This window comes from Micromonospora sp. NPDC007208, assembly GCF_042869175.1.
Taxonomy (GTDB): domain Bacteria; phylum Actinomycetota; class Actinomycetes; order Mycobacteriales; family Micromonosporaceae; genus Micromonospora; species Micromonospora foliorum.
The window spans coordinates 42,093-68,187 of the sequence record NZ_JBIAFG010000020.1; the positions used below are offsets into that span (position 1 = coordinate 42,093).

The window sequence follows — 26,095 nt, forward strand, 5'->3', positions numbered from 1 at the left end:
GCCCCTCCTGCGCGAGGGGCTTTTTTGTGCCCGCCGCCGGCCCGGCCCGGTGGTGCCGAGACGAAGCGAAGCGAAGCGAGGAGAGACGATGAGTGAGGCAGCCGCACCGGCGGGCGACATTCCCCCGTTCCGGTACACCGCGGCCCTGGCCGACGAGATCGAGATTCGTTGGCAGGACACCTGGGCGCGCGAGGGCACCTTCCACGCACCGAACCCGACCGGCCCGCTGGCCGACCCGACCCACCCGCGCGCGGGCGCGGAGAAGCTGTACGTGCTGGACATGTTCCCGTACCCCTCCGGAGCGGGCCTGCACGTCGGCCACCCGCTGGGCTACATCGGCACCGACTGCTACGCCCGCTACCAGCGGATGGCCGGCCGCAACGTGCTGCACGCGATGGGCTTCGACGCGTTCGGCCTGCCCGCCGAGCAGTACGCGGTGCAGACCGGCACCCACCCCCGGACCACCACTGTGGCGAACATCGAGCGGTACAAGGCGCAGCTGCGCCGGCTGGGGCTGGCGCACGACGAGCGCCGCTCGGTGGCCACCATCGACACCGACTTCTACCGCTGGACCCAGTGGATCTTCCTGCAGATCTTCAACTCCTGGTACGACCGCGACGCCGGCCGGGCCCGTCCGATCGCCGAGCTGATCGCCGAGTTCGAGGGCGGTAACCGGTCCACCCCGGACGGCCGCGCGTGGGCCGAGCTGAGCGTCGCCGAGCGCCGCCAGGTCGTCGACGACCACCGCCTGGCGTACGTCTCGCAGGCGCCGGTGAACTGGTGCCCGGGGCTGGGCACCGTGCTGGCCAACGAGGAGGTCACCGCCGACGGCCGTTCCGAGCGGGGCAACTTCCCGGTCTTCAAGCGCAACCTGAAGCAGTGGATGATGCGGATCACCGCGTACGGTGACCGGCTGCTGGACGACCTGGACAGCCTGGACTGGCCCGAGCCGATCAAGCTGATGCAGCGCAACTGGATCGGCCGCTCCACCGGCGCCCACATCGACTTCCCGACCACCGCGGCGCCGGTGCGGGTGTTCACGACCCGCCCGGACACCGTCTTCGGCGCCACCTACATGGTGCTGGCGCCCGAGCACGAGCTGGTCGACACGCTGGCGCCGGCCAACTGGCCGGACGGGACGAGGGACGCCTGGACCGGCGGGCACGCCAGCCCCCGGGAGGCCGTCGAGGCGTACCGCAAGGCGGCAGCCGCCAAGACCGACGTCGAGCGGCAGTCCGACAGCAAGGAGAAGACCGGCGTCTTCATCGGCGCGTACGCCACCAACCCGGTCACCGGTGGGCAGATCCCGATCTTCATCGCCGACTACGTGCTGGCCGGCTACGGCACCGGCGCGATCATGGCGGTGCCGGCGCAGGACGAGCGGGACTGGGCGTTCGCCGAGGTCTTCGAGCTGCCCATCGTCCGTACCGTGCAGCCGGCGGAGGGCTTCGACGGCAAGGCGTACACCGGGGACGGCCCGGCGATCAACAGCGCCGCGCCCGAGCGCGGCCTGGACCTGAACGGCCTGGGGGTGGCCGACGCCAAGGCGGCGATCATCGCCTGGCTGGAGGCGAACGGGCACGGCACCGGCGCGGTGACCTACCGGCTGCGCGACTGGCTGTTCTCCCGGCAGCGTTACTGGGGCGAACCGTTCCCGATCGTGTACGACGAGACCGGCGCGGCCATCGCCCTGCCGGAGGAGATGCTGCCGGTCGAGCTGCCGGAGGTGGACGACTTCTCCCCGAAGACGTTCGACGCCGACGACGCCAACAGCAACCCGGAGACCCCGCTGTCGCGGCGGCGCGACTGGGTCGAGGTCGAACTGGACCTGGGTGACGGGCCGAAGCGCTACACCCGGGAAACCAACGTGATGCCGCAGTGGGCCGGCTCCTGCTGGTACGAGCTGCGTTACCTGGACCCGACCAACAGCGAGCGGTTCGTCGACGCGGAGAACGAGCGGTACTGGATGGGCCCGCGCGGCGAGGGCGACTGCGGGGGCACCGACCTGTACGTCGGTGGCGCCGAGCACGCCGTGCTGCACCTGCTGTACGCGCGGTTCTGGCACAAGGTGCTGTTCGACCTGGGGCACGTGTCGTCGTTCGAGCCGTTCCGCAAGCTGTTCAACCAGGGCATGATCCAGGCGTACGCGTACACCGACTCGCGCGGCAGCTACGTGCAGGCCGAGGAGGTCTTCGAGCGCGACGGCGCCTACTACCTGGGCGACCTGGCGGTCAACCGCGAGTACGGCAAGATGGGCAAGTCGCTGAAGAACGTGGTGACCCCCGACGACATGTGCGCCGCCTACGGCGCGGACACCTTCCGGGTGTACGAGATGTCGATGGGCCCGCTGGAGGTCTCCCGTCCCTGGGAGACGCGGGCGGTGGTCGGCTCGTACCGGTTCCTGCAGCGGGTGTGGCGGGCCGTCGTCGACGAGCAGACCGGCGCGCTGCGCGTCACCGAGGACCCGGCCGACGAGGCGACCCGCCGGCTGCTGCACAAGGTGATCGACGGGGTCCGTGGCGACATGGACGGCATCCGGTTCAACACCGCGATCGCCAAGCTGATCGAGCTGACCAACGGGCTGACCCGACTGTCGGCCACGCCCCGCGAGGTGGCCGAGCCGCTGGTGCTGATGGTGGCGCCGTTCGCCCCGCACATGGCCGAGGAGCTGTGGCGCAAGCTGGGCCACGACACCTCGCTGACGTACGCGGACTTCCCGACCGCCGACCCGGCCCTGCTGGTGGCCGACACGCTGACCTACCCGGTGCAGGTCAACGGCAAGGTCCGTGGCCGCATCGAGGTCCCCGCCGACGCCGCCGAGGAGACCGTCCGCGCGGCGGCCCTGGACGCGGTGGCCGCATCCCTGGCCGGCAAGGAACCCCGCAAGGTCATCGTCGTGAAGGGCCGGATGGTCTCCGTGGTCGCCTGACGCGTCCCCGCTCCCGAGGCGCTCCGGAGTGTGGGTGTCACCGAGCGTGGCGTCGGTCGGGGCGGACGCCGCCACGAGCGTGATGACTGTGCGGCATCTTGATGCCGCACAGTCATCACGCTCATCCGGCACCTCGCCCCCGGAGTGGACAGGCTGCGGCCGTCAGCCCTTCAGCGCGGCCGCCACGACTCCGCGGTGGGTGTGCAGCCAGTCCCGCCAGCGACGTATCCCGTCGACTGCGCCGGCGTCGCGCAGCCGGCGCATGCCCGGCTCGTCGCGCTCGGCGCCGGCGTCGATGCCCCGCCAGGTGCTATCGATCTGGTCGAGCATCACGCCCACCAGCTCGCCCCGCGCCAGCCTGCCCGGTGCGGTCGCGGTCGCCGCCGCGTCGTAGGCGTCGCAGAGGATTCGGCAGCGCCTGCCCAGCTCGACCGGGTCGGCACCGTCGCCCAACGCCGCCCAGTGCCAGCCGGCGAACGCCACGTCCTCGATCCGCCGGCCCGGCGCGGCCAGGTCCCAGTCGAGGAAGGCAACCGGGAGCGGCCCGGCGGGGGAGTCCCGGTACACCGTGTTCTTCGGAGACAGGTCGCGGTGGCAGACCGTCTCGGCGTCGCCCGCCAGCCCGGTGCCCGCGCACGCGTCGTGCAGCCGCCGGATCAGCTCGGCCAGCCGCACCAGCGCCGGGTCGGCGAAGAATTCGGGGTCCTCCCGGTCCCGCCACGGCACCCGGCCCGCGACGTAGCCGAGCATCTGCCGACCGTGACTGTCGACGCCCAGGTGGTGGGGCGCGAGGTCCGCGCCCACCTCGGCCAGGTGGCGCAGCAGCGCGCCGACGAAGTCCAGGTTGGCCGGCGGGGTACGTCGTACCGTGTCGCCGACCCGGACCACGTCGGCGACGAAGCCGCCGGTGAGGGGCTCCTCGGTGGAGCCGGTCGGCTCGGAGATGGTCATACGGGCATGGTGCGGCGGCGGCGCTCGGCGCGCCACCACTGGTGGATGAGCACCAGGCTGGCGATCAGGCCGAGGCTGGCCGGGGCGGCGGCGTACCAGTTGACGTGGCCGGGGGAGCTGACCGCCGCGCCGATCGCCGCGTACCCGAAGGCGGTCGGGGCGGACGCGAGCACGCTGCCGGCCAGGAAGGGCAGCACCCGGGCGCCGGTCGTGCCGTAGCCGTAGCTGACCAGCCCGAAGCCGGCGATCGGCAGCAGCCGGACGGTGACCACACCGAGCACGCTCTGCCGGGCGAACCAGCCGTCGAGGCGGGCCAGCCGACCGCGGACCCGTTCGGCCACGAACTCCCGACCGAGCAACCGGCCGACCGTGAACCCGATCGCCGCGGCCACCAGCGCGGCGCCCAGGGCGTACGCGGCGCCCTCCAGGGGACCGAAGATCGCGCCCGCGGCGAGCGTGATGAACGTCCGGGGCACCAGCGCGACCAGCAGCAGCGCGCCCCCGAGGATCGCCGCCACCGGGGCGAGGTCGCCCAGCCGGTCGGCGACCAGCGGCAGCTGCGCCGGATCCGGTCGGGGCACCAGGAGCAGCAGTAACCCGCAACCGCCGATCAGCAGCACGAGCAGGGCGAACCGGGCGGCCGACGGCTGCCGGAGCAGCCGCCGGACGGCACGGATCATGCCCGGGCGGCGACCACCGCGGAGCGGCGCTCGTTGCGGAGCCGGTCCGACCAGGTGTCGTCCAACGGCGGGAGCTGGTGTGCCCCGGTGGCCCAGCGCAGGAGCAGGTCGGCCAGGGCCGGGTTGCGAGCCAGCGCCGGCCCGTGCGAGTAGGTGCCGAGCAGCTTGCCGCGCCACGCGCCCTCGGTGGCGCCGTCGTTGCCCACCCCGGCGGTGACCCGGGCCAACGGGGAGACCTCCGGGCCGAGGTGGGTCCGGCCGCCGTGGTTCTCGAAACCGGTGAGCGGGGGCAGGCCCAGCCGGGGGTCGATCTCACCGGCCAGCTCGCCCACGGCCCGGCTCTCGCCCCGGTCGGAGTGCAGGTCGAGCAGCTCCAGCCCGCGACACTGAACGCCCTTGGCGAAGAACGAGGTGCCGAGCAGTTGGTAGCCGGCGCAGACGCCGAACACGACCGAACCCTGGGCGACCGCGCGGTGCAGGCCGCCGTCGGCGAGCAGGCGCTGGGCGCCGAGCGCCTGCGGGCCGTCCTCGCCGCCGCCGACCAGGTAGATGTCGGCGGTCGCGGGCAGCCGCTCGTCGGAGCGGACCTCCAGCACCTCGACCGGCATCCCGCGCTGACGGGCCCGCCGGGCGAGGATCAGGGCGTTGCCCCGGTCTCCGTAGGTGGAGAGCAGGTCGGGGTAGATCCAGACGATACGCAGACTCTCAGATGACACGGTCCAACTCCGCTCGGATGTCCTGGAACGCGGTGTAGTTCGCGATGACCTCCAGCCGCCCGGGCGGGACCGACCGGAGCGCGTCGTCGAACGTGCGGACGTGCTGGAACGGCACGTCGTTGACGTCCAGCCGAACCGCCAGGTCGTATGCCCGGTCGCCGGTGATCAACACCTGTCGGCCACGGAGCGGGGCGAAGTCGACGTCGTACAGCCAGGAGGTGTCCAGACCGTCGGGGTCGCGCGCGTTGATGGAGAGCAGTGTCGGCGCGTCGTCGGCCATGTCGAACGCCTCCAGCCAACTGGCCGGGTTCTTGGCCAGCAGCAGCCGGATGTTGCGCCCGTCCTTGTCGACCTGCGCGTAGCGGCCGGCCACCGAGGTGACGATGCCGAGGCGGGACACCGCGTCGACAGGGCGGACGCCGAACTCGGCGGCCACCGCCAGCGCGGTCGCCGCGTTGCCGAGGTTGACCTTGCCGGGCAACTGGAGGGAGACCTTGTGCCAGGCGCCGGTGGGGTCGAGCACGCCCTCGTCCTCGACGACCCAGTGCGGCTCGGGACGGCGCAACGGGCAACCGGTGCACCACCACTGCTCGCCGGAGCGCTGGATGGTGGAGCCGCACTCCGGGCAGACCCAGGAGTCGTCGTGCCAGCGCTGGCCGGCGCTGAACCACGTCACGTGCGGCGGGTTGATGCCCCGAGCCGGGTCGCCCGGCGGGGTGGCGGCCCACACCACCAGCGGGTCGTCGGCGTTGGCGACCACCCGTACGTCGGTGTGCCGGACCAGCGCCGCGCGCCAGAGCTGCGCCATCATGGCGACCTCCTTGGCGCGGTCGAGCTGGTCGCGGGAGAGGTTCAGCAGCGCGACCACGTGCGGCTCGGTCGCCTCCAGCACCTGGGCGAGGTAGTGCTCGTCGACCTCCAGCACCGCGTACGGGGTGCTGCCGGCCTTGGCCAGCGCCGAGGTGTGCCCGCTGGGCATGTTGGCGCCGAACGAGTTGGTGGCGACCCGGCCGAGCACGCCGACCGCGGCGGAGGTCAACCGGGTGGTGGTGGTCTTGCCGTTGGTGCCGGAGACGAGCGCGATCGCGCGCCCGGCCGACAGGTGGGCCAGCAGGTCCGGGTCGATCTTGAGGCCGATCCATCCGCCGATCACCGAACCGTCGCCACGGCCGGCGGCCCGGGAGAGCGCCGCGGCGGTCCGTGACACGGAGCTGGCCACCTTGGCCCGTAGGGGCATTTTCGCGTCCGTCACGCGAGCGAGGTTACCGGACCGCCCGCCCCACCAGATCGCCGCCGACGGTGAACCGTTCGGCCGTGGTGGCTGCGCGGGTGGCCGGGTCGGCGTCCCCCGGACGGAGTCGATCTATGTCGGAAAGCGGACCACGCCGAGGGGCGGCTTGCGCCCTCCACTCCGCTCCACCCCTTGTGACGTGCGGTTTTGCGCCCGAGCTGGACGCGCCACGCGGGCGAATTTGGTTGCGGGTGGAGGGAAGTGGAGTAGAGTGGGGACCAATGGTGAGGCCGGGAGGGCTCACCGGCCCGGGGGGTCAGCGGCGCCGCGAACGCCGCTTAGGGGCGAGGGGGTTGGGCCGGTGTTTCTCGGCACCCACACTCCGCGCCTGGACGAAAAGGGCCGGTTGATCCTTCCGGCCAAGTTTCGGGATGAGCTGGCGGGGGGTGTCGTGGTCACCAAAGGGCAGGAGCGCTGCCTCTACGTCTTCCCGACCCCTGAGTTCCAGCGGATCGCGGAGCAGTTGCGCGCACAGCCGATGACCCACAAGGCGGCCCGGGCCTACAGCCGGGTCTTCTTCGCCAGCGCACACGACGAGGTTCCGGACAAGCAGGGTCGGGTGACCATTCCAGCCCACCTGCGGGCCTATGCCGCGCTGGACCGCGAGTTGGTGGTGATCGGCGCGAGCACCCGGGTGGAGATCTGGGACAAGGTCGCCTGGGAGACCTACCTCGCCGAGAGCGAAGACGACTTCGCCGACATCGAGGAGGGGGTGCTGCCCGGCGGTCTGTAGGGCGGTAACGGCGCCCGACGTACTGCGAGATCTCCAGCCGCTTTCGAGTTCCTGGCATCACTTCCCCGGTGCCAGGCGCACGATCCAGTCATTGGGCGACGGTCCGGTGTCAGGCGGGAGCGGATGGGGATCTGGCGGTACGACGGCAGCGCCGTCCGACGACAGGCGCACGAGAAGAACGGACGTTTCAACCAGTGGGGGTCATCATGGGGGAGTTGCGCGGCACGCACGTGCCGGTGCTGCTCGAGCGGTGTCTCGAGCTGCTGGCCCCCGCGCTGGGTCGAGGCGGCCGGACGGTCTACGTCGACGCGACGCTCGGTCTGGCCGGGCACGCCGAGGCGGTGCTGGAGGCGCATCCGGAGACGGTCCTGATCGGGCTCGACCGGGACACCGAGGCGCTCGCCCACGCGCGGGTCCGACTGGCCCGGTTCGCCGATCGGGTGCACCTGGAGCACGCCGTCTACGACGAGTTGCCGGACGTGCTGGACCGGTTGGGCTATCCGGCCATCGACGGCATCCTGTTCGACCTGGGTGTCTCGTCGTTGCAACTGGACGCGCCCGACCGCGGGTTCGCGTACGCCCAGGACGCGCCGCTGGACATGCGGATGGACCAGACCCGGGGGGTGACCGCCGAAGAGGTGGTCAACACGTACGCGCATCCGGACCTGGCCCGGGTGCTGCGGGTCTACGGCGAGGAGAAGTTCGCCGGTCGGATCGCCTCGGCGATCATCCGGCAGCGGGAGCGGGCCCGGATCACCTCGTCCGCGCTGCTGGCGGAGCTGGTTCGGGACTCCATTCCGGCACCAGCCCGACGAACGGGTGGGCACCCGGCAAAGAGAACGTTTCAGGCTTTACGGATCGAGGTAAACAAGGAGCTGGCAGCGCTGGAGACAGCGTTGCCATCCGCACTCGACGCACTGACCGTGGGCGGTCGCATGGTGGTCCTGTCCTACCACTCGCTGGAGGACAGGCTCACCAAGGCGGCCCTCACGGACCGGGTCCGCAGTAAGGGCCCGATTGACCTCCCGGTCGAGCTTCCCGGGTCCGGTCCGACGTTCCGGCTGCTCAGCCGGGGCGCCGAACTGCCCGGGGAGGCGGAGGTCGCCGCGAATCCGCGGGCCGCCTCGGTGCGGTTGCGGGCCGCGGAGCGACTCGACCCGAACGCGACAGAGCAGGGGCGGACCGACCGCGAACGGTCTCGCCGACGGGTGAAGGGAATGCACCAACCGGGCACGGGGTCCACCTGATCCGTGGGGGGTCAGGGGCACCGGGACGGCTAGAGGGACGGATGTTGAGGGGGAGGGACATGAGCATTGACAAGCGCGACCGCCGGGACGTCACCGGCGGCGGGCAGCGCGCACCGCGGTCGGGGGGCCGGATCGCGGCGGAGCGGGCTCCGCGCCTCGGAAACGGTACGCCACGCATCGATCGAGTGAACCGGCAGGGGGAGACTCGCGCCCGGGGGGCGCGCGAGTTCCCGACTCAGGGCACCGCCGCGCTGCGACCGGTCGAGAAGGCCGCCAGCGTGGCCAGCCCCCGGCCGCCGCGGCTGCGGGTGGCGCCACCCGCGCCGATCTCGGTGCCGCGGGCGCCGTTCGCGGCGCTGATCGTGGTGCTGGTGGTCGGCGGGGTGCTGGGCATCCTGGCGGTCAACACCAAGATCAATGAGAACGCGTTCCGGTTGGAGCGGCTGCAGCAGCAGCAGGCTCGACTGGACCTGGAGAAGCAGCAACTGGACAAGCAGATCGCCGACGCCGAGGCGCCGGGCAACCTGACCGCCGAGGCGCGGCGGCTGGGCCTGGTCGACGCCGGCGAGCCGGGCTACATCCGGCTGCCGGACGGCAAGACCCTCGAGGTGCCGCAGCCGGCCAACGGCCAGCCGTCGGTGACCAGCCAGGGTGCGGGAGGCTGACCGGTGCCACCAAGGTCGGACGAGCCGCGCCGGGACCCTACGGGGTCCCGGCGCGGTTCTGCACGTGATGGCGGCTCCGCCGATGGCGAGCCGCGCACCGGCGAGCCGGGCATCGGGGGCATCTCCGGCGCCCGGGCGTACACCCCGAGGGGTCGGACGGTCCGCGAGGAGCGCGGCACGCCGGCGCGCGGTCAGGGCGCCGAGCAGCGGCGTACGCCGCGCAGCACCCGGTCCGGTGACCCGTTCCGGCCGGCGTTGCAGGTGCTCGACGGCGGTCGGGCCGCCGCCCGGGCCGGCCGGCGCGACGCTCCGGCCGCCGGCCGCGGTGGGGTGGTGCGCACCGTCGCGCCGCGTACCCCCCGTGGCCCGGGTGGGGACGAGCCGCCGCCGCGCCGCCGAACCACGCCCCGCGCGCCACGTCGCGCCGACCGGCCGGCGGCCCGGCGGCCGTCGCGCAAGCCGCGACGCCCGCCGAAGCTGGCCGACTCGCGGCTGCGGCTGCGGCTGGGCACCGTGCTCGCCCTGACGCTCTTCGCCAGCATCGGGATCCGGTTGATCTTCCTCCAGGCGGTCGACGCCCCGGCGTACGCCGGCGGCGGCACCGCCGACCGACTCCGCACTGTCGAGCTGCCGGCGCCGCGCGGCGGGATCTACGACAGCACCGGCGCGCCGCTGGCCCGCAGTGTCGAGGCGCGGTACGTGTACGCCGACCCGACCGAGGTCAAGGACCCGCCCGGCGTCGCGAAGGCGCTTTCCCCGCTGCTGGGCATCCCGGCGTCGAAGCTCGTCGAGCTGATGAAGCCGCGCAGGCTGGAGGACGGCAAGGAGTCCCGATTCGTGTACCTGGCGCGGGGGGTGGAGATCTCCACCGCCAAGCGGGTGCAGGCGCTGGACCTCCTCGGCATCGGGGTGCACCGTGACGAGCGCCGTGAGGTGCCCGGCGGCGACCTGGCGGCCAACCTGATCGGCTTCACCAGCCAGGACATGGTCGGGTTGGAGGGGCTGGAGGCCCGCTACGACGACGTGCTCGCCGGCCAGGACGGCAAGCGGGTGTACGAGGCCGGCCTCGGTGACCTCGCCGCCCCGATTCCGGGCGGCTACAGCCGGACCACTCCCGCCAAGCCGGGCAGTTCGCTCGCCCTCACCATCAACCGTGACCTGCAGTTCCGGACGCAGCAGATCCTCAGCGCGGGCATGGCCCAGGTGCCGGGCGGCACCGGCGCGGCCGTGATCATCGAGATTCCCTCGGGCGCGGTGCTGGCCCAGGCCAGCAACCCCACCTACGACGCGGCGAAGCCGGTGCCCAGCGACCCGGTCGACCGGGAGGACGCCGCGACCAGCTTCGTGGTCGACCCCGGCTCGGTACACAAGGCCATCACCTATGCCGCGGCCCTGCAGGAGGGGGTGATCACGCCGGACACCACGTTGCCGATCGCCAACAACATCAAGATGGGCGACACCTGGTTCTCCGACACGCACCCGGCCAACGGCAAGCGGATGAGCGTGCCGGGGATGCTCGCCTACTCGTCCAACGTCGGCACCATCACGATCGCCGAGAAGCTCGGCCGGGACCGGTTGATCGACTACCAGAAGCGGTTCGGGCTGGGCAAGCCGACCGGCGAGGGGATGCCCGGGGAGGCCAGCGGACGACTGCTGCCGGCCGACGAGTGGAGCGAATCGTCGCGTGGGTCGGTGCCGATCGGGCACAGCGTCGACGCCACGCCGCTGCAGATGGCCGCCGCGTACGCCGCCATCGCCAACAACGGCACGTACGTGCAGCCGCACCTGGTCAAGGAGGTGATCGGCCCGGACGGCAAGCGCACCCCCGCGCCGGCCCCGGTGACCCGGTCGGTGCTCAGCCCGCAGAACGCGGCGGCCCTGCGCACCATGCTGGAGGCGGTCACCACCGTCGACGGCGCCACCGGCGTCACCGCCGCGGTCCCCGGCTACCGGGTCGCCGGCAAGACCGGCACCGGATCGCGGGTGGTCAACGGCAAGATAGAGACCGACAAGGTGTCCTCCTTCATCGGGATGGCCCCCGCCGAGAACCCCCGCTACGTGATCGCCGTCTTCGTCTACGCGCCCAACGGCGGCGGCGCGGCGATCGCCAATCCGGCGTTCCGGGACATGATGCAGTTCACTCTGCGTCACTACCGGGTGCCGCCGTCCACCGGCGGATCCGCCCCCAAGTTCGTGGTCTATCCGCGCTGAGCAGCGACGGCGGGACATCATCGGTGAGTGCCGACGAACCACCGGGGCGGCTGTGCGGCCGGAACCGGACGACCGGGTAGGGTCTGACGCCGTGCCCGGCAATCCACGTCCACGTACCGTGACCGGAGTTCGGCTCGGTGATCTCGCCGTCCGGCTCAGCGTCGACCTTCCGGCGGACGCCGCCGCGGTGGTCGTCTCCGGGGTCACCCACGCCAGCCAGGAGGTCCGCCCCGGCGACCTGTACGCGGCGCTGCCAGGTGCCCGTCGGCACGGTGCGGAGTTCGCCGCCGGCGCCGCCGAGGCGGGCGCCGTGGCCCTGCTGACCGACCCGGCGGGTGCGGAGTTGGCGGCGGGAACGGGTCTGCCGGCCCTGGTGGTGCCCGACCCGCGTGCCGTGCTCGGCGAGCTGGCCTCGGCCGTGTACGGCGACCCCACCGCCGACCTCACCGTCATCGGGGTGACCGGCACCGCGGGCAAGACGTCCACCGCGTACCTGGTCGAGTCGGGGCTGCGCGCCGCCGGGCACACCACCGGGCTGGTCGGGACGGTGGAGACCCGGCTCGGTGATCTCGTGATCGACAGCGTGCGGACCACCCCCGAGGCGACCGACCTGCACGCCATGCTGGCCACCGCCCGCGAGCGTGGGGTCACCGCCGTGGTCATGGAGGTCTCCAGCCACGCGCTGGCCATGGGCCGGGTGGGCGGTGTGCGGTTCGCCGTCGGCGGTTACACCAACTTCGGCTCCGACCACCTGGACTTCCACGCCGACAGCGACGACTACTTCGCCGCGAAGGCCCAACTCTTCGACGGGCGCTGCGCGGTCGAGGTGCTCAACCACGACGACCCGGCGTTGAAGCCGTTGCTCAAGCCGACCACCGTCACCTACTCGGCGGCCGGCGACCAGGGCGCGACCTGGTGGGCCGACGGTGTGGGCGGGGAGGGGTACGCCCAGCGGTTCATCGCGCACGGCCCGAACGGCGTGACCCTGTCCGCCGGGGTCGCCCTGCCCGGCCGGCACAACGTGGCCAACGCGCTGCTGGCCATCGCCGCACTGGTCGGTGCCGGGGTGGACCCGACGACCGCGGCGGCCGGTGTGGCCTCCTGCGGGGGTGTCCCGGGCCGGCTGGAACTGGTCGACGTGGCCGCGCCGGTGCGCGGGGTGGTCGACTACGCGCACAAGTCGGACGCGATAGTGGCCGCGCTGGCCGCGCTGCGCGAGTTGAGCGCCGGCCGACTGATCTGTGTGATCGGCGCCGGTGGGGACCGGGACCGGGGCAAGCGGCCGGTGATGGGCGCCGCCGCGGCGGAGGGAGCCGACGTGGTGCTGGTGACCGACGACAACCCGCGTACCGAGGACCCGGGGGAGATCCGCGCCGAGGTGCTCGCCGGGGCGTACCGGGCGGGGACGGCCGCTCGGATCATCGAGGTGGCGGGCCGCCGCGCCGCGATCGACGAGGCGGTTCGGCTGGCCGAGCCGGGCGACGTGATCGCGCTGCTCGGCAAGGGGCACGAGCGCGGCCAGGAGGTGGCGGGCGAGGTGTTTCCGTTCGACGACAGCATCGAGTTGGCCGACGCTCTGCGGGCCCGCTTCGGGGACCTGGCGGGTCAGCGGTGATCACGCTGAGCCTGGCCGAGGTGGCCGCGGCGGTGGACGGACGGCTGGTGGCCGCCGACCCGGCCGTCACCGTCACCGGATCGGTGGAGTTCGACTCGCGCAAGGTGGGGCCCGGTTCGCTCTTCGTGGCCTTTCCGGGGGAGAAGGTCGACGGGCACGACTACGCGGCGACGGCGATCCAGGCCGGCGCGGTCGCGGTGCTCGGCAGCCGCGAGGTGCCCGGGGTGCCGATGGTGCTTGTCGACGACGCCCTGACCGCGATGGGCCGACTGGCCCGCGCCGCGGTGGACCGGCTGCCCGGGCTGACCGTGATCGGCGTGACCGGCTCGTCCGGCAAGACCACCACCAAGGACCTGATCGGCCAGCTCACCGCCCGGCTCGGGGCCACGGTGGCGCCGCCCGGGTCGTTCAACAACGAGCTGGGGCACCCGTACACCGCCCTGCGGGCCGACCCGGACACCCGCTACCTGGTGATGGAGAAGGGTGCGCGCGGGGTCGGGCACGTGCGGTACCTGTGTGAGCTGGTGCCACCCCGGATCTCCGTGGTGCTCAACGTCGGCACCTCACACATCGGCGAGTTCGGCTCGCAGGACGCCATCGCCCTGGCCAAGGGCGAGCTGGTGGAGGCGCTGCCGCCGGACGGGCTGGCCGTGCTGAACGCCGACGACCCTCGGGTGGACGCGATGGCGAGCCGCACGCAGGCCCGGGTGGTCCGCTACGGCGAGGCGTCCGACGCCGACGTGCGCGCCGAGGACGTCACGCTCGACGAGCGGGGGCACCCGTCGTACACCCTTGTCACCCCGGAGGGGCGCGCGCCGGTGCGGCTCCGGCTGGCCGGCCGCCACCAGGTCGGGAACACGCTCGCGGCGGCGGCGGTCGCCCGGGAGCTGGGCATGCCGCTGGCCGAGCTGGCCACGGCGCTGGGTGAGCTGGGGCTGGTCTCGACCCGGCGGATGGACGTCTTCGACCGCCCCGACGGGGTGACCGTGATCGACGACTCGTACAACGCCAACCCGGCCTCGATGGCGGTCGCGGTGCGGGCGCTGGCGAGCATGGGCCAGGGGCGGCGTACCGTCGCGGTGCTTGGTTACATGGCCGAGCTGGGCCCGTTCGAGTACGACGGCCACGCCGAGGTCGGCCAACTCGCGGCCGAACTGGGTGTCGACCGGCTGCTCGTGGTGGGTGAGCCGGCTGCGCCGATCCACGAAGGCGCGACAGCGGTAGCAAACTGGGGAGGAGAGTCGGTGCTGCTCACCGATCAGGCGGCGGCCGTCGAGGTGCTGCGGAGCGAGCTACGACCGGGTGATGTCGTCCTGGTCAAGGGTTCCCGGTACCGGACCTGGGAGGTGGCCGACGCCCTGCGCGCCGACGCCGGTGGGGAGCCGACCCGATGAGGGCGGTCATCGTCGCCATCGGGGTGGCCTTCCTCGTTTCGCTCTTCTGCACCCCGATCGCGATCAAGGTGTTCACCCGGCTGAAGGCCGGTCAGCCGATCCGGTCCGACGGCCCCGCCATGCACCAGGGCAAGAAGGGCACGCCCACGATGGGTGGCGTGGTCTTCATCCTGGCCACGGTGATCGCGTACGTGGCCGGGCACCTGGCCCTGACCACCCTGCCGGACCAGCAGATCGCCCAGGTGGAGCCGACCATCACCGCGTTGGTGCTGCTGGGGCTGATGGTCTTCTCCGGCGCGGTGGGTTTCCTCGACGACTTCCTGAAGGTGCGCAAGCGCAACAGTGCCGGGCTGAACAAGCGCGGCAAGTTGCTCGGCCAGATCCTGGTCGGTGCGGTCTTCGGGGTGATCGCGCTGTGGTTCCCGAGCACGATGACCAACGGTTCGGGCCTGGCGACCAACACCGAGACGGTGGGCAGCACCACGCTGAGCTTCATCCGGGACATCGACTTCCTGGAGGTCAGCAAGGTCGGCGCGGTGATCATCTTCATCTTCGTGGTGATGGCCGCGACGAACGGCGTCAACCTCACCGACGGCCTGGACGGCCTGGCCACCGGCGCGTCGGTGATGGTGCTCGCCGCGTACGCGCTCATCGCGTTCTGGCAGTACCGGCACTGGTGCGCCGACCCGAACTACACCCAGCCGTACTGCTACGAGGTCCGTGACCCGTTGGAGATCGCGCTGATAGCCGGGGCGGCGGCCGGGGCCTGTGTGGGCTTCCTCTGGTGGAACACGTCCCCGGCACGGATCTTCATGGGCGACACCGGGGCGCTGGGGCTGGGCGGTCTGATCGCCGGGATGGCGATGTCCACCCGCACCATCCTGCTGCTGCCGATCATCGGCGGGCTCTTCGTGATCATCACGATGTCCGTGGTGATCCAGATCATCTCCTTCAAGACCACCGGTAAACGGGTGTTCCGGATGTCCCCACTTCAGCACCACTTCGAGTTGGCCGGCTGGAGCGAGGTCAACATCGTGGTGCGGTTCTGGATCATCGCCGGCATCGGTGTGGCCATCGCCCTCGGCCTGTTCTACAGCGAGTTCCTCGCCAACATGACCTGATCCGCGGGGCCGACACGCCCGAGGGGGCGTTCTGGGGGTATCGGGCGTGTTCAGCGGTGATGATGTCGGGGTGGGGGAGGACATCGGCACTGAGGGCAGGGCTGGCGGGCGGGCGCGACGGCCGTCGGGCACGGCGGGGCGTACCGGGGAGGCGGTCGCGCCGACCGACGACGCCCGGGGGCCGGAACCGGGCGCGGCGGCGCGGGAGGCGGAACCGGCGCCCGTGCCGCTGCGCGGATTCGACGCGGCCGGCGGGCTCGCCGCGCTGCGCGGCCTGCTGGACCGGCCGCTGGCCAGCTACTACCTGCTGTTGTCGAGCGCCGGCCTGCTGCTGCTGATCGGGCTGACCATGGTCTTCTCGGCGACCAGCGTGAAGGACTACGCCGAGGACGGCAACGCCTCGGCCTCGGTGACCAAGCAGGCCATCTTCGCGGTGATCGGCATCGGCGCGTTCTGGGCCTGCCAGCGCCTGCCCGCCAGCACCTACCGTTCGCTGGGCCGGCCGTTGCTGTTCACCTCGATCGCCCTGCTGGTGGTGCTCAACCTGCTGGTCGCCTACGCCCGGCTGACCAACCAGCGGTCGGCCGGGTTCGGGCCGGTCGAGGCGCGACTGAACTGGCTGTTCGTCGGCGGGATCCAGCTCCAACCCTCCGAGCTGGCCAAGTTCGCGATGGTGCTCTGGGGTGCGCACCTGGTCGCCCGCAAGGGCGCCGCACTGGGTTGGTGGCGCGAGCTGGCCACCCCGCTCTTCCCGGTGGTGGGCCTGCTCTTCGTCCTGGTCGGCTACAACGACACCGGCACGATGCTCTGTCTGCTGGCCCTCGTCGTGGGCCTGCTCTGGGCCGCCGGGGTGCGGATGCGGGTCTTCGGCGCCCTGGCCGCAGCCGGTCTGGTCGGGATCGGCCTGCTCGTCGCGGTGGCCTCGCTGGGCGCCGGCTCCGGCGAGCGCGGCGCGGACAACTACCGCCTCGCCCGGCTGGACATGTTCTTCAATCCACCGGACCCGGAAACCTGCAAACTCGGCGACTGCCTCCAGTTCTACCAGGGGCGGCTGGCCATCGAGCACGGTGGCTGGTTCGGTGTCGGGCTGGGCAAGGGCAGCCTGAAGTGGGACTGGCTACCCGAGGCGCACAACGACTTCATCTTCGCGATCATCGCCGAGGAGTTGGGCGTGATCGGGTGCGTCGTGGTGCTCAGCCTGTTCGCGGTCATCGCGTACACCGGGTTCCGGATCGCCCGCCGGGTCGACGACCCGTTCCGCCGGCTCGCCGCCACCGCCGTGACCACCTGGCTGGTCAGCCAGGCCGTGATCAACATCGGTGGGGTGGTCGGGCTGCTGCCGATCACCGGCCTGCCGCTGCCGTTCATCTCCGACGGCGGAAGTGCGCTGGTGGTGACGTTGGCCGGCATCGGCATGCTGGCGTCCTTCGCCCGTGCCGAACCCGATGCGGCCAGAGCACTGCATGCCCGTCCGCCGGCCCGGTGGGTCCGACTACTCTGGGCCCCGTTGCCGCCGCTTCCCGGCCGGCGTCGCCGACCGGCGACGCCGCCCGCTGGCCGAGGGTCCGTGCCCCGGTCCCGCGAGCGGCGCCATGACGATCAGGCCGCGCCGCGCGGGGTCCGACAGGACCGAAGCCGCAAGGGTACGGCGAGCGAGAGGAGACGCTGATGGGTCCGCTGCGTTCGGTGGTGCTCGCGGGAGGTGGCACCGGGGGGCACGTCTACCCGCTGCTCGCCTTCGCCGACTGCCTGCGCCGACACGACCCGGGCGTCCGGATCACCTGCCTCGGCACACCCCGGGGCATGGAGAACGACCTGATCCCGCCACAGGGCTACGACCTGCGGCAGATCCCGGCGTACCAGCTCCCCCGGTCGGTCAACATGAACCTGGTCCGCACACCGGGCCGGATGTGGACCGCGGCGCGCGCCGCGGGCAAGGTGATCGACGAGGTGCGCGCCGACGTGGTCGTCGGCTTCGGCGGGTACGTCTCGGTGCCGGCCTACCTGGCCGCGTGGCGTCGTGAGCTGCCCATGGTGATCCACGAGGTGAACGTGCCACCGGGCGTGGCCAACAAGCTGGGCATGAAGTTCACCAAGAACGTGGCCGTCGGCTTCCCGAACCAGCCGAGCCAGGCCGAGTCGCTGCGGGACGCGACAGTGGTCGGTGTGCCGTTGCGCCGCAGCATCGCCGGTCTGGACCGGTACGCGCTGCGCAACGCCGCCCGCGCCCACTTCGGGCTCCGCCCGGACCTGCCGGTGCTCTTCGTGTCCGGCGGCTCGTCCGGCGCCCGCTCGATCAACCTGGCGGTCTCCGGGGCGGCCAAGGAGCTGGCCCGCAACGGCGTGCAGGTGCTGCACGTGATGGGCGCCCGCAACGAGCCGGTGCCGATCCCCACCGACCTGCCGGTGCCGTACGTGACGCTGCCGTACCTGTCCGAGATGGAGCTGGGCTACGCCGCCGCCGACCTGATGCTGGCCCGGGGCGGGGCGATGACCGTCGCCGAGGTGGCCGCGATCGGGCTGCCCACGATCTACGTGCCGTACCCGCACAGCAACCAGGAGCAGCGGCGCAACGCCCTGCCCGTGGTGGAGGCCGGCGGTGGGCTGCTGGTCGACGACGCGGAGCTCACCCCGGACTGGCTGGAGCGCACCGTCATCCCGCTCATCCGGGACCCCCAGCGGCTCTACAACATGGGTGCCGCCGCCGGGTCGTACGGCCGGCGCGACGGCGACGAGGCGCTGCGTTCCTTCGTGCTCGCGGCGGTGGCCCGATGACCGCGCAGTTCACCCCGGCCGGCACGCTCACCGCCGAGGACCTGGGCGCCGTCCACCTGATCGGGGTGGGTGGGGTGGGCATGCTCGGCGTGGCCCGGCTGCTGCTCACCCGCGGCATCCGGGTCTCCGGCAGCGACCTGCGGGAGTGGCCGTCGCTTGCCGGCCTGCGGGCGCTCGGCGGCACCATCCACCTCACCCACGAGGCGACCAACCTCGACGGCGTCGACACCGTCGTCTACTCCTCGGCCATTCCGCAGGACCACCTGGAGCTGGTCGAGGCACGTCGGCGCGGCCTGCGGGTGCTGCACCGCTCGGAGGCGCTCGCGGCGGCGATGACCGGCCGTCGGGCGGTGGCCGTCGCCGGCACGCACGGCAAGACCACCACCACCTCGATGGTGACGATGGTGCTCCAGCAGGCCGGAGTGGACCCGTCCTTCGTGATCGGCGGGGAGATCTCCGAGGTCGGCTCGGGCGCCCACCACGGCACCGGCGAGCACTTCGTGGTCGAGGCGGACGAGAGCGACCGCTCGTTCCTCATCTACCGCCCGTACGTCTCGATCATCACGAACGTCGAGGCGGACCACCTGAACACCTACGGCGACTACGCGACGCTGGAGGCGGCGTTCGTGGAGTTCGCCCGCCTCACCGACCCGGACGGGTTCATCATCACCTGCGCCGACGACCCGGGTGGCCGGCGGCTGGCCGAGAGCCTGCGGTCCGAGGGACGGCGGGTGTTCACCTACGGCGAGGCCGCCGACGCCGACCTGCGGTTGACCGACATGGTCTCCTCCGCACGCGGGGTGCGCTACCTGGCCGCGATCGACGGCCGGTCGCTGGGCGAGTTCCGGCTGCCGGTGCCGGGGCGGCACATGGGGCTGAACAGCGCCGCCGCGGTGCTGGCCGCGTACCTGCTGGAACTGCCGCTGGAGGCGGCGGAGGCCGCGCTGGCGGTCTTCCCCGGGGTGCGACGGCGCTTCGAGCGCAAGGGTGTCGCGGACGGCGTGCTGGTCTACGACGAGTACGCCTACCACCCGACCTCGATGACGTTGGCGATGCAGACCCTGCGCGAGGTAGCCGGGGACGGCCGGCTGATCGTCGTCTTCCAGCCGTACCGGCTCTACCGCACCCGGGACAACCAGGCGGAGATCGCCGAGGCGCTGGCCATCGCCGACGAGGTGGTGCTGTTGGAGGTCTTCGGGCCGGGCGAGTTGCGCCAGCCGGGCGAGGGCTCGGCGGCGCTGATCGCGGCGGTGGACCTGCCCGCCGACCGCAAGGTCTTCGTGGAGTCGTGGGAGCAGGCCCCGGTCGAGGTGGCCCGTCGGGCCCGCTCGGGGGACGTGGTGGTCACCATGGGCGCCCCGCCGATCTCGCTGATGGGCGACGAGCTGTTGGCCGCCCTGGGTGAGCGTACGGCCGGTTCGACACCGACCGCGACCGTCGACCCGGCGGCCACCACCCCGGCGATCGGTGATCCGGTGCCGGGTGGGGCCACCTCCGGTGGCGACGGCGCGGCTCTCGGTGGCACCGCCGTGCCCGGCGGCTCGGCGTCTACGGCCGGATGAGTCCCGGCCCGGCCCGAGGGCGGACCAGCGCCGCCGACGGTGGCGCCCCGCGCCGGGGTCCGGCCCGCCGGTGGCAGTTGGTCCGGGCGGGCCGCGACGCGGTGCCGCCCTCGACCCGTCGGTTCATGGCCCGTGCCCGGCAGCGTCGCATGCGTGCGGCGCTGCCGTGGGCGGTGGCCGCCGGGGTGCTCGCCCTGGCCGGGCTGGTCGCCTGGACGGTGCTCGGCACCGGGCTGTTCGGCGTGCGCGAGGTCCGCGTGGAGGGCGCCGACCTGGTCACTCCGGTGCAGGTGCATGACGCGGTCGGCGTACCGGACGGGGTGCCGCTGGCCCGGGTGGACCTGGCCGCCGCCGCCCGTCGGGTGGGCGCGCTGCCGGCGGTCGAGCGGGCCACCGTCTCCCGGGACTGGCCCGGAGCGCTGGTGGTGCGGGTGACCGAGCGGACGGCGGTGGCGGTGGTGCCGCAGGGGGAGGCGTTCGCCCTGATCGACCGGAGCGGGGTGGCGTTCCGGACGGTGGAGCGACGTCCCGACGAGCTGCCGCAGGTGACGGTGGCCCGGCCGGCCGCCGACGACCCGGGCACCCGGGCCGCGCTGGAGGTGCTCGTCGCGCTGACGCCGCAGCTGCGCGCGGAACTGGTGGACGTGAACGTGGCGGGGTTGGCCCGGATCAGTCTGCGGTTGCGGGGGGACCGGACGGTGGTCTGGGGCGACGCGAGCCGAGGGACGGACAAGGCCCGGGTGGCCACCGCGCTGCTCGACGAGGACACCGACCGGATCGACGTGAGCGCTCCGGATGTGGTGACCTTTCGTTGATCGGTGAGCGTGCGCGACGTGACCCGTCGCGCTCCGCTCGGCGACACGCCGCCCGGGTCCTTGGCTCATCGCGCGGTGGCGCTTACGTTGCCTCGAAGAGCTTCAGTGGTTGACATAACTGTAAGCCTCTAGTAGAGGGTTAGGGTTCACCCCTGATCCTCGCTGGTGACAGCTGTCGTCGGCCGCTGGTCTGGCCACGCCGTACCCGGTCGGCCGAAGCCAATCTCGAAGGAAAGGACCGGAGATGACACCTCCGCACAACTACCTGGCGGTCATCAAGGTCGTCGGCATCGGGGGTGGCGGCGTCAACGCCGTCAACCGGATGATCGAGGTTGGGCTCAAGGGCGTCGAGTTCATCGCGATCAACACCGACGCGCAGGCGCTGCTGATGAGTGACGCCGACGTCAAGCTCGACGTCGGCCGCGAGCTGACCCGTGGCCTGGGGGCCGGGGCCAACCCGGACGTCGGTAAGAACGCCGCCGAGGACCACCGCGACGAGATCGAGGAGGTGCTCAAGGGCGCCGACATGGTCTTCGTGACCTGCGGCGAGGGCGGCGGCACCGGCACCGGTGGCGCGCCCGTGGTGGCCAACATCGCCCGCAAGCTCGGCGCGCTGACCATCGGTGTGGTGACCCGGCCGTTCTCCTTCGAGGGCAAGCGCCGCCAGGTGCAGGCCGAGACGGGAATAGACGAACTCCGCAACCAGTGCGACACGCTTATCGTCATCCCGAACGACCGGCTGCTGGCCCTGGGCGACCGCAACATCAGCATGATGGACGCGTTCCGCACGGCCGACCAGGTGCTGCTCTCGGGTGTGCAGGGCATCACCGACCTGATCACCACCCCGGGTCTGATCAACCTGGACTTCGCCGACGTCAAGAGCGTGATGAGCGGCGCCGGTAGCGCGTTGATGGGCATCGGCAGCGCCCGCGGCGAGAACCGCGCGGTCGAGGCGGCCGAGGCGGCCATCTCCAGCCCGCTGCTGGAGCAGAGCATGGACGGCGCGCGGGGCGTGCTGCTCTCCATCGCCGGCGGCTCCGACCTGGGCCTGTTCGAGATCAACGATGCCGCCCAGCTGGTCACCGACGCGGCCCACCCGGACGCCAACATCATCTTCGGCGCGGTCATCGACGACGCGCTCGGTGACGAGGTGCGGGTGACGGTCATCGCGGCGGGCTTCGACGGCGGTACGCCCGCGTACAAGGCGGCCGAGCCGACCCGCAAGTCCAACACCAACCAGCCGGCACCGCAGAGCACTCCGGTGCCGGCGCCGGCCACCAACCCGGCTCCGGCCCAGTCGCCGCGTCGCGTGCTCTTCGACGACGTGGACGTTCCCGACTTCCTCAAGAACGGGTCCTGAGCACCGCCGATGACCGACAGCTCAGCCACGGTACGACCGGACCGGCACGCCGAACTCGCGGCGGGTCTGGCACAGGTTCGGTCCCGGGTCGACGACGCCTGCGCGCGGGCCGGCCGGGACCGCGCCGAGGTCACGATGATCGCGGTGACGAAGACCTACCCGGCCAGCGACGTGGTGGCGCTGGCCGGGCTCGGGGTGACCGACATGGGGGAGAACCGCGACCAGGAGGCGGCCGGCAAGGCCGCCGAGGTGGCTGCCGCCGGGGTCCGTCCCCGCTGGCACTTCATCGGGCAGTTGCAGCGCAACAAGGCCCGCTCGGTGGTCCGCTACGCCGACGTGGTGCACTCCGTCGACAGTGTCCGGCTGGCCCGGGCGTTGGCCACCGCGACGGCCGACCGGCAGGCGCCGCTCGACGCGCTGATCCAGGTGAGCATCGACGGCGACTCCGCCCGGGGCGGAGCACTGCCCGATTCGGCGGATCCGGGCTCCGGACTGGAGCCGGTGGCCGAGGCGGTGGTCGACGCGCCAGGGCTGCGTCTGGTCGGTCTCATGGCGGTCGCTCCGTTGGGCTGGGAGCCGGAGCGGGCGTTCGCCCGGCTCGCGGAGGTTGCCGACGTGTTTCGGGCCGTCCATCCGGGAGCCACCGCGCTGTCCGCCGGTATGAGCGGAGATTTCGAAATCGCGATCCGTTACGGCGCGACACATGTCCGCGTCGGTAGCGCGTTACTCGGAATGCGTCCCACGCTGCGGTAGCCTGACCGCGAGACAAGCAAATTACATCAGTGTTGTTTCAGGGGCGGGCGTCTCCTAGTCGGGGGTCGTGGCGCGCGACGCGAATCGCGCGCCGGGGGATTGCTGTTCCGGTCCGATGGGCATGGTTGTCCACTCGCGACGGGCGACATGGCACGGGGGCGCGTGCCGCACGGCGGACGGAAGGGCGCGGGATGGGTGCACTGCGCAAGGCGGGGGTCTGGCTCGGTCTGGTCGAAGAAGACGACGAGCGGGCCTACGACGACGGTGGCTACGACAAGGGTGGCTACCGCGACTCGCGGTACCGGCAGAGCCGGTACGCCGAGGAGTTCGCCGACGACGACGAGGACGACGCCGAGGAGCCGCCGGCTCCCCGGCCGCGCGACAGCGGGCGGGGTCGACTCTCCGAGCGGCCGAGCGGGCGGTTGAGCGAGTCCGAGCGCGGTGACGGTGAGCGGCCGGAGCGGAGCGAGCGGTCCAGCGTACGGTCGATCACCCGGTCGTCGGCGGGCGAGACCTCTGGTGCGCTGACCTACCACACTCGGGACAACCTGGCTCTCGCGCCGCAGGTCACGTCGCGTGAGCGGGCCCTGCCCGAGGAGGAGCAGCGTTACCAGATCACCACGCTGCACCCCACCACCTACCGGGAGGCGCGCACCATCGGCGAGCACTTCCGCGACGGGGTCCCGGTGATCATCAATCTCACCGAGATGGATGAGGCCGATGCCCGCCGTCTGGTGGACTTCGCCGCCGGACTGGCGTTCGGCCTGCGCGGTACGATCGAGCGCGTGACCAATCGGGTGTTCCTGCTCTCACCGGCTAACGTCCAGGTCACCGCTGAGGACAAAGCCAAGATCGCTGAGGGCGGCTTTTTCAGTCTGAGTTGACCCCGCCCGACCCGAGGGACGTCGCTGACCGTGTTGTCGATCTTACTGCAAGTGCTGTACCTGATCCTTTATGTCTTCCTGCTCCTTCTTCTGTCCCGGTTCGTGTTGAGCGCCGTCCTGCAGTACGGCCGTCGCTGGCAACCGGGGCGTGGAGCATCGGCAGGATTGGAATCCGTGTGGAGCGTCACTGATCCCCCTCTCAACGCGTTGAGGCGTGTGATCCCTCCGCTGCGAATTGGTACCGTGAGCATCGACCTGGCCTCCCTTGTGCTCCTGGTTATCCTGTTCGTGCTGATGGAGTTCGTGTTAGGGCCGTCGATCAGGGCATCTGCCTGATGACCGACGCGCTTTCGCGGCCGCAACTGACCCGAGGAGTTTCGATGCCGCTGACCCCGGCCGACGTCCACAACGTCGCCTTCAAAAAGCCGCCGATCGGCAAGCGGGGGTATGACGAGGAGGAGGTCGACGCCTTCCTGGATGAGGTCGAGCGCGAGCTCGCCCGTCTCATCGAGGAAAACAACGAGCTGCGCGCCCAGGTGGAGCGCGGCGGCCGTGGCGGTGCCCCCGCCGGCCCCGGCGGCGACGCCCGACTCGCGGCGGAGCTCAATGACGTCAAGGCCCAACTGGACCGGGTGCAGCGCGACAAGTCGGCGGCCGAGCAGGCTGCCCGCGCGATGCAGGCCGAGTTGGAGCAGGTCCGCGCGGCCGGCGGCCCGGCCGGCGGCGTCACCGGTGACGGTGAGCAGCAGGCCCTGCGCGTGCTGATGATGGCCCAGCGCACCGCCGACGACCACGTGTCCGACGCTCGCCGCGAGGCCGACCAGCTGCTGTCCGAGGCTCGTGGCAAGGCCGAGGAGGTGACCCGGGAGGCGCGCGCGAAGGCTGACGCCCTTGAGCGGGACGCCCGCCAGCGGCACCAGGAGGCCATGGGCGGCCTGGACGCCAAGCGCACGGCGCTGCAGAAGCACATCGAGGAGCTCAAGCAGTTCGAGCGCGAGTACCGCACCCGGCTCAAGGCGTACCTGGAGAGCCAGCTGCGTGACCTCGACGGTCGCGGCCAGGGCCTCGAGGCCGAGATGACCCGCTCCGAAGCCGGCCGGGTCGCTGGCGGCAACGGGCTGGCCGCAGCCGGTCTCGCTGGTTCGTACGGCGGCGGCGGGCGTTCCGGCGCCCTCGAAGCCGGACGCTGAGCACCGGCCGGCGATCGCTGTCCGCCAATGGTGACGGTCGCCGGCCCGGCCTGGACGGTTCGACGCGGCGGGGGTGAGCCGTGATAGTCGCAAGTCTTCTGCTCATCCTCGTCGCGGTGGTGCTACTGGTGCTCGGCCTGGCCGGTGGCTCCAGCTTCTTGTTGGTCATCTCCATCGCGGCCAGTCTGCTGGCCGCCGTGGCGTTGGTGGTGGGCGCCCGCCAGGCAGCCGCCAACCGCGCCATGGCGGATCCCGGCCGGACCGACCGGCAGCACCCCGACGCACCCCGCACGGCCAGCCAGGCCACGCCGGGTGTCGCGTACGGGCCGCCGCTGGTCGAGCCGGAGGTGCCGGTCCAGCACGTGCCCACGACGTTTGGTACCGGCGGCACCGGGTGGCGGCAACCACCCGGGCCGCCGGTCGACCATGTGCCGCCGATCGACGAGGCGTCGCCGTTCGACTCGCGCGTCGACGACGCGGCACCGTCCCACCCGCCGCCCCTCGACGAGCCGTCGCCGTACGACCAGGCGTCGCCTTTCGTGAGCGCGGCGGACGAGGCGCCCTCGCGGGCCCGGCCGGTCAGCCCGGCGTCGCCCGTCGCGGTGTCGACCGACGACGTGTTCGACCGCGCGGTCCCGGTCGACGAGCCGGCCGCCCAGCAGATCACGGCCGCCGAGGCGGCCCGGGTGGCGCGGCTGCTCGACGCCGTCGAGGTGGTCGACGGCCGCCCCCGCTACCACCTCGACAGCTGCCCCCACCTGGTTGGCTGGCAGCCCGAGACGTTGCCGGTCGCCGAGGCCGTGGAACTCGGCTTCACCCCGTGCGCGCACTGCGCGCCGGCGACCGCTCTCCTCGCCGACGCCCGGCCGATCTGAAGCGGCGCCGGTGCCCGCACAGGACACGCTCACCGTGGCGGTACGGGTGAAGCCCGGCGCCTCCCGGGACCGGGTGGGTGGCCGCTTCGACGGCCCGCACGGGCCCGCCCTCGTGATCGCGGTCCACGACCCGGCCGTCGACGGTCGGGCCACCGAGGCGGCCCGCCGGGCGTTGGCCGGCGCGTTGGGCGTCCGACCGGCGGCGGTGTCCCTGCGTACCGGCGCGGCCAGCCGGGACAAGCTCTTCCTCGTCGATCGGCCCGGCCCGGAGCTGCCCGAGGTGCTGCGCCGCCTGCGCGACGGATCCGCCGAGTGAGGACAGCCCAGG

General features: G+C 72.3%; 22 protein-coding genes and 1 pseudogene. 19 read left to right on the top strand and 4 right to left on the bottom strand.

Annotated features, from left to right (window positions below; genetic code table 11):
• Nucleotides 1–88 precede the first annotated feature (88 nt).
• Nucleotides 89–2,929 (top strand): leucine--tRNA ligase, encoded by a 2,841-nt coding sequence (gene leuS, locus ACFYL6_RS29285; RefSeq protein WP_387176190.1) that lies wholly within the window; start codon nucleotides 89–91, stop codon nucleotides 2,927–2,929.
• A gap of 162 nt (nucleotides 2,930–3,091) precedes the next feature.
• Here leuS and ACFYL6_RS29290 read toward each other — a convergent pair whose 3' ends face one another.
• Genes ACFYL6_RS29290 through ACFYL6_RS29305 form a run of 4 tightly spaced genes read right to left on the bottom strand, consistent with a single transcriptional unit; the run spans nucleotide 3,092 to nucleotide 6,513 of the window.
• Nucleotides 3,092–3,880 (bottom strand): phosphotransferase, encoded by a 789-nt coding sequence (locus ACFYL6_RS29290; RefSeq protein ID WP_387176192.1) that lies wholly within the window; start codon nucleotides 3,878–3,880, stop codon nucleotides 3,092–3,094.
• Nucleotides 3,877–4,560 carry a TVP38/TMEM64 family protein gene (locus ACFYL6_RS29295; protein ID WP_387176194.1) on the bottom strand — a complete coding sequence of 228 codons (684 nt, stop codon included), beginning with the start codon at nucleotides 4,558–4,560 and terminating at the stop codon, nucleotides 3,877–3,879. Before ACFYL6_RS29295 ends, ACFYL6_RS29290 begins: the two co-directional genes overlap by 4 nt.
• Nucleotides 4,557–5,276 (bottom strand): type 1 glutamine amidotransferase, encoded by a 720-nt coding sequence (locus ACFYL6_RS29300; protein ID WP_387176195.1) that lies wholly within the window; start codon nucleotides 5,274–5,276, stop codon nucleotides 4,557–4,559. Before ACFYL6_RS29300 ends, ACFYL6_RS29295 begins: the two co-directional genes overlap by 4 nt.
• Entirely contained in the window at nucleotides 5,266–6,513 is a 1,248-nt protein-coding gene (locus tag ACFYL6_RS29305; RefSeq protein ID WP_091407686.1) for a MurT ligase domain-containing protein, read from the bottom strand. Before ACFYL6_RS29305 ends, ACFYL6_RS29300 begins: the two co-directional genes overlap by 11 nt.
• Nucleotides 6,514–6,868: 355 nt before the next feature.
• Between ACFYL6_RS29305 and mraZ the strand changes: the two genes are divergently transcribed.
• The 18 genes and pseudogenes from mraZ (at nucleotide 6,869) to ACFYL6_RS29395 (ending at nucleotide 26,083) form a co-directional block, all read left to right on the top strand.
• Complete coding sequence (gene mraZ / locus ACFYL6_RS29310) at nucleotides 6,869–7,300, top strand: division/cell wall cluster transcriptional repressor MraZ (protein WP_030488958.1); 432 nt, start codon at nucleotides 6,869–6,871, stop codon at nucleotides 7,298–7,300.
• A 206-nt stretch (nucleotides 7,301–7,506) separates the two neighbouring features.
• Nucleotides 7,507–8,617, top strand: a pseudogene (gene rsmH / locus ACFYL6_RS29315) (16S rRNA (cytosine(1402)-N(4))-methyltransferase RsmH).
• Nucleotides 8,607–9,212, top strand: a complete 606-nt coding sequence (locus ACFYL6_RS29320; protein WP_387176197.1) for a hypothetical protein — start codon at nucleotides 8,607–8,609, stop codon at nucleotides 9,210–9,212. Before rsmH ends, ACFYL6_RS29320 begins: the two are co-directional and overlap by 11 nt.
• 3 nt (nucleotides 9,213–9,215) lie before the next feature.
• Nucleotides 9,216–11,423, top strand: coding sequence for a peptidoglycan D,D-transpeptidase FtsI family protein (locus ACFYL6_RS29325; RefSeq protein WP_387176199.1), 2,208 nt, complete (start codon nucleotides 9,216–9,218; stop codon nucleotides 11,421–11,423).
• A 52-nt stretch (nucleotides 11,424–11,475) separates the two neighbouring features.
• Nucleotides 11,476–13,038 (top strand): UDP-N-acetylmuramoyl-L-alanyl-D-glutamate--2,6-diaminopimelate ligase, encoded by a 1,563-nt coding sequence (locus ACFYL6_RS29330; RefSeq protein ID WP_387176201.1) that lies wholly within the window; start codon nucleotides 11,476–11,478, stop codon nucleotides 13,036–13,038.
• The gene (gene murF, locus ACFYL6_RS29335; protein ID WP_387176203.1) at nucleotides 13,035–14,432 is read left to right on the top strand and encodes a UDP-N-acetylmuramoyl-tripeptide--D-alanyl-D-alanine ligase; all 1,398 of its coding nucleotides are present in this window, start codon (nucleotides 13,035–13,037) and stop codon (nucleotides 14,430–14,432) included. Before ACFYL6_RS29330 ends, murF begins: the two co-directional genes overlap by 4 nt.
• Nucleotides 14,429–15,553 carry a phospho-N-acetylmuramoyl-pentapeptide-transferase gene (gene mraY / locus ACFYL6_RS29340; RefSeq protein WP_030334519.1) on the top strand — a complete coding sequence of 375 codons (1,125 nt, stop codon included), beginning with the start codon at nucleotides 14,429–14,431 and terminating at the stop codon, nucleotides 15,551–15,553. The genes murF and mraY overlap by 4 nt, the downstream gene beginning before the upstream one ends.
• Nucleotides 15,554–15,776: 223 nt before the next feature.
• Nucleotides 15,777–17,222, top strand: a complete 1,446-nt coding sequence (locus ACFYL6_RS29345) for an FtsW/RodA/SpoVE family cell cycle protein (RefSeq protein WP_387176310.1) — start codon at nucleotides 15,777–15,779, stop codon at nucleotides 17,220–17,222.
• Entirely contained in the window at nucleotides 17,222–18,328 is a 1,107-nt protein-coding gene (gene murG, locus ACFYL6_RS29350; RefSeq protein ID WP_328652834.1) for an undecaprenyldiphospho-muramoylpentapeptide beta-N-acetylglucosaminyltransferase, read from the top strand. The genes ACFYL6_RS29345 and murG overlap by 1 nt, the downstream gene beginning before the upstream one ends.
• Nucleotides 18,325–19,890: a UDP-N-acetylmuramate--L-alanine ligase gene (murC, locus tag ACFYL6_RS29355; RefSeq protein WP_387176206.1), complete on the top strand. Its 1,566-nt coding sequence runs from the start codon at nucleotides 18,325–18,327 to the stop codon at nucleotides 19,888–19,890. The genes murG and murC overlap by 4 nt, the downstream gene beginning before the upstream one ends.
• Nucleotides 19,887–20,705, top strand: a complete 819-nt coding sequence (locus ACFYL6_RS29360) for a cell division protein FtsQ/DivIB (RefSeq protein ID WP_387176208.1) — start codon at nucleotides 19,887–19,889, stop codon at nucleotides 20,703–20,705. The genes murC and ACFYL6_RS29360 overlap by 4 nt, the downstream gene beginning before the upstream one ends.
• Before the next feature lie 244 nt (nucleotides 20,706–20,949).
• On the top strand, nucleotides 20,950–22,065 hold the full coding sequence (gene ftsZ / locus ACFYL6_RS29365) for a cell division protein FtsZ (protein WP_238660715.1): 1,116 nt from the start codon (nucleotides 20,950–20,952) through the stop codon (nucleotides 22,063–22,065).
• A gap of 9 nt (nucleotides 22,066–22,074) precedes the next feature.
• Nucleotides 22,075–22,818, top strand: a complete 744-nt coding sequence (locus tag ACFYL6_RS29370) for a YggS family pyridoxal phosphate-dependent enzyme (RefSeq protein ID WP_387176210.1) — start codon at nucleotides 22,075–22,077, stop codon at nucleotides 22,816–22,818.
• Nucleotides 22,819–23,009: 191 nt separating this feature from the next.
• The gene (locus ACFYL6_RS29375) at nucleotides 23,010–23,702 is read left to right on the top strand and encodes a cell division protein SepF (protein ID WP_387176212.1); all 693 of its coding nucleotides are present in this window, start codon (nucleotides 23,010–23,012) and stop codon (nucleotides 23,700–23,702) included.
• Between the two features lie 30 nt (nucleotides 23,703–23,732).
• Nucleotides 23,733–24,038 carry a YggT family protein gene (locus tag ACFYL6_RS29380; RefSeq protein ID WP_030334503.1) on the top strand — a complete coding sequence of 102 codons (306 nt, stop codon included), beginning with the start codon at nucleotides 23,733–23,735 and terminating at the stop codon, nucleotides 24,036–24,038.
• A gap of 44 nt (nucleotides 24,039–24,082) precedes the next feature.
• The gene (locus ACFYL6_RS29385; RefSeq protein WP_387176214.1) at nucleotides 24,083–24,892 is read left to right on the top strand and encodes a DivIVA domain-containing protein; all 810 of its coding nucleotides are present in this window, start codon (nucleotides 24,083–24,085) and stop codon (nucleotides 24,890–24,892) included.
• 80 nt (nucleotides 24,893–24,972) lie between these two features.
• A complete protein-coding gene (locus tag ACFYL6_RS29390; protein ID WP_387176216.1) occupies nucleotides 24,973–25,767 on the top strand; it encodes a hypothetical protein in 795 nt (264 codons plus the stop codon).
• Nucleotides 25,768–25,777: 10 nt separating this feature from the next.
• Complete coding sequence (locus ACFYL6_RS29395) at nucleotides 25,778–26,083, top strand: DUF167 domain-containing protein (protein ID WP_196918900.1); 306 nt, start codon at nucleotides 25,778–25,780, stop codon at nucleotides 26,081–26,083.
• Nucleotides 26,084–26,095 lie beyond the last annotated feature (12 nt).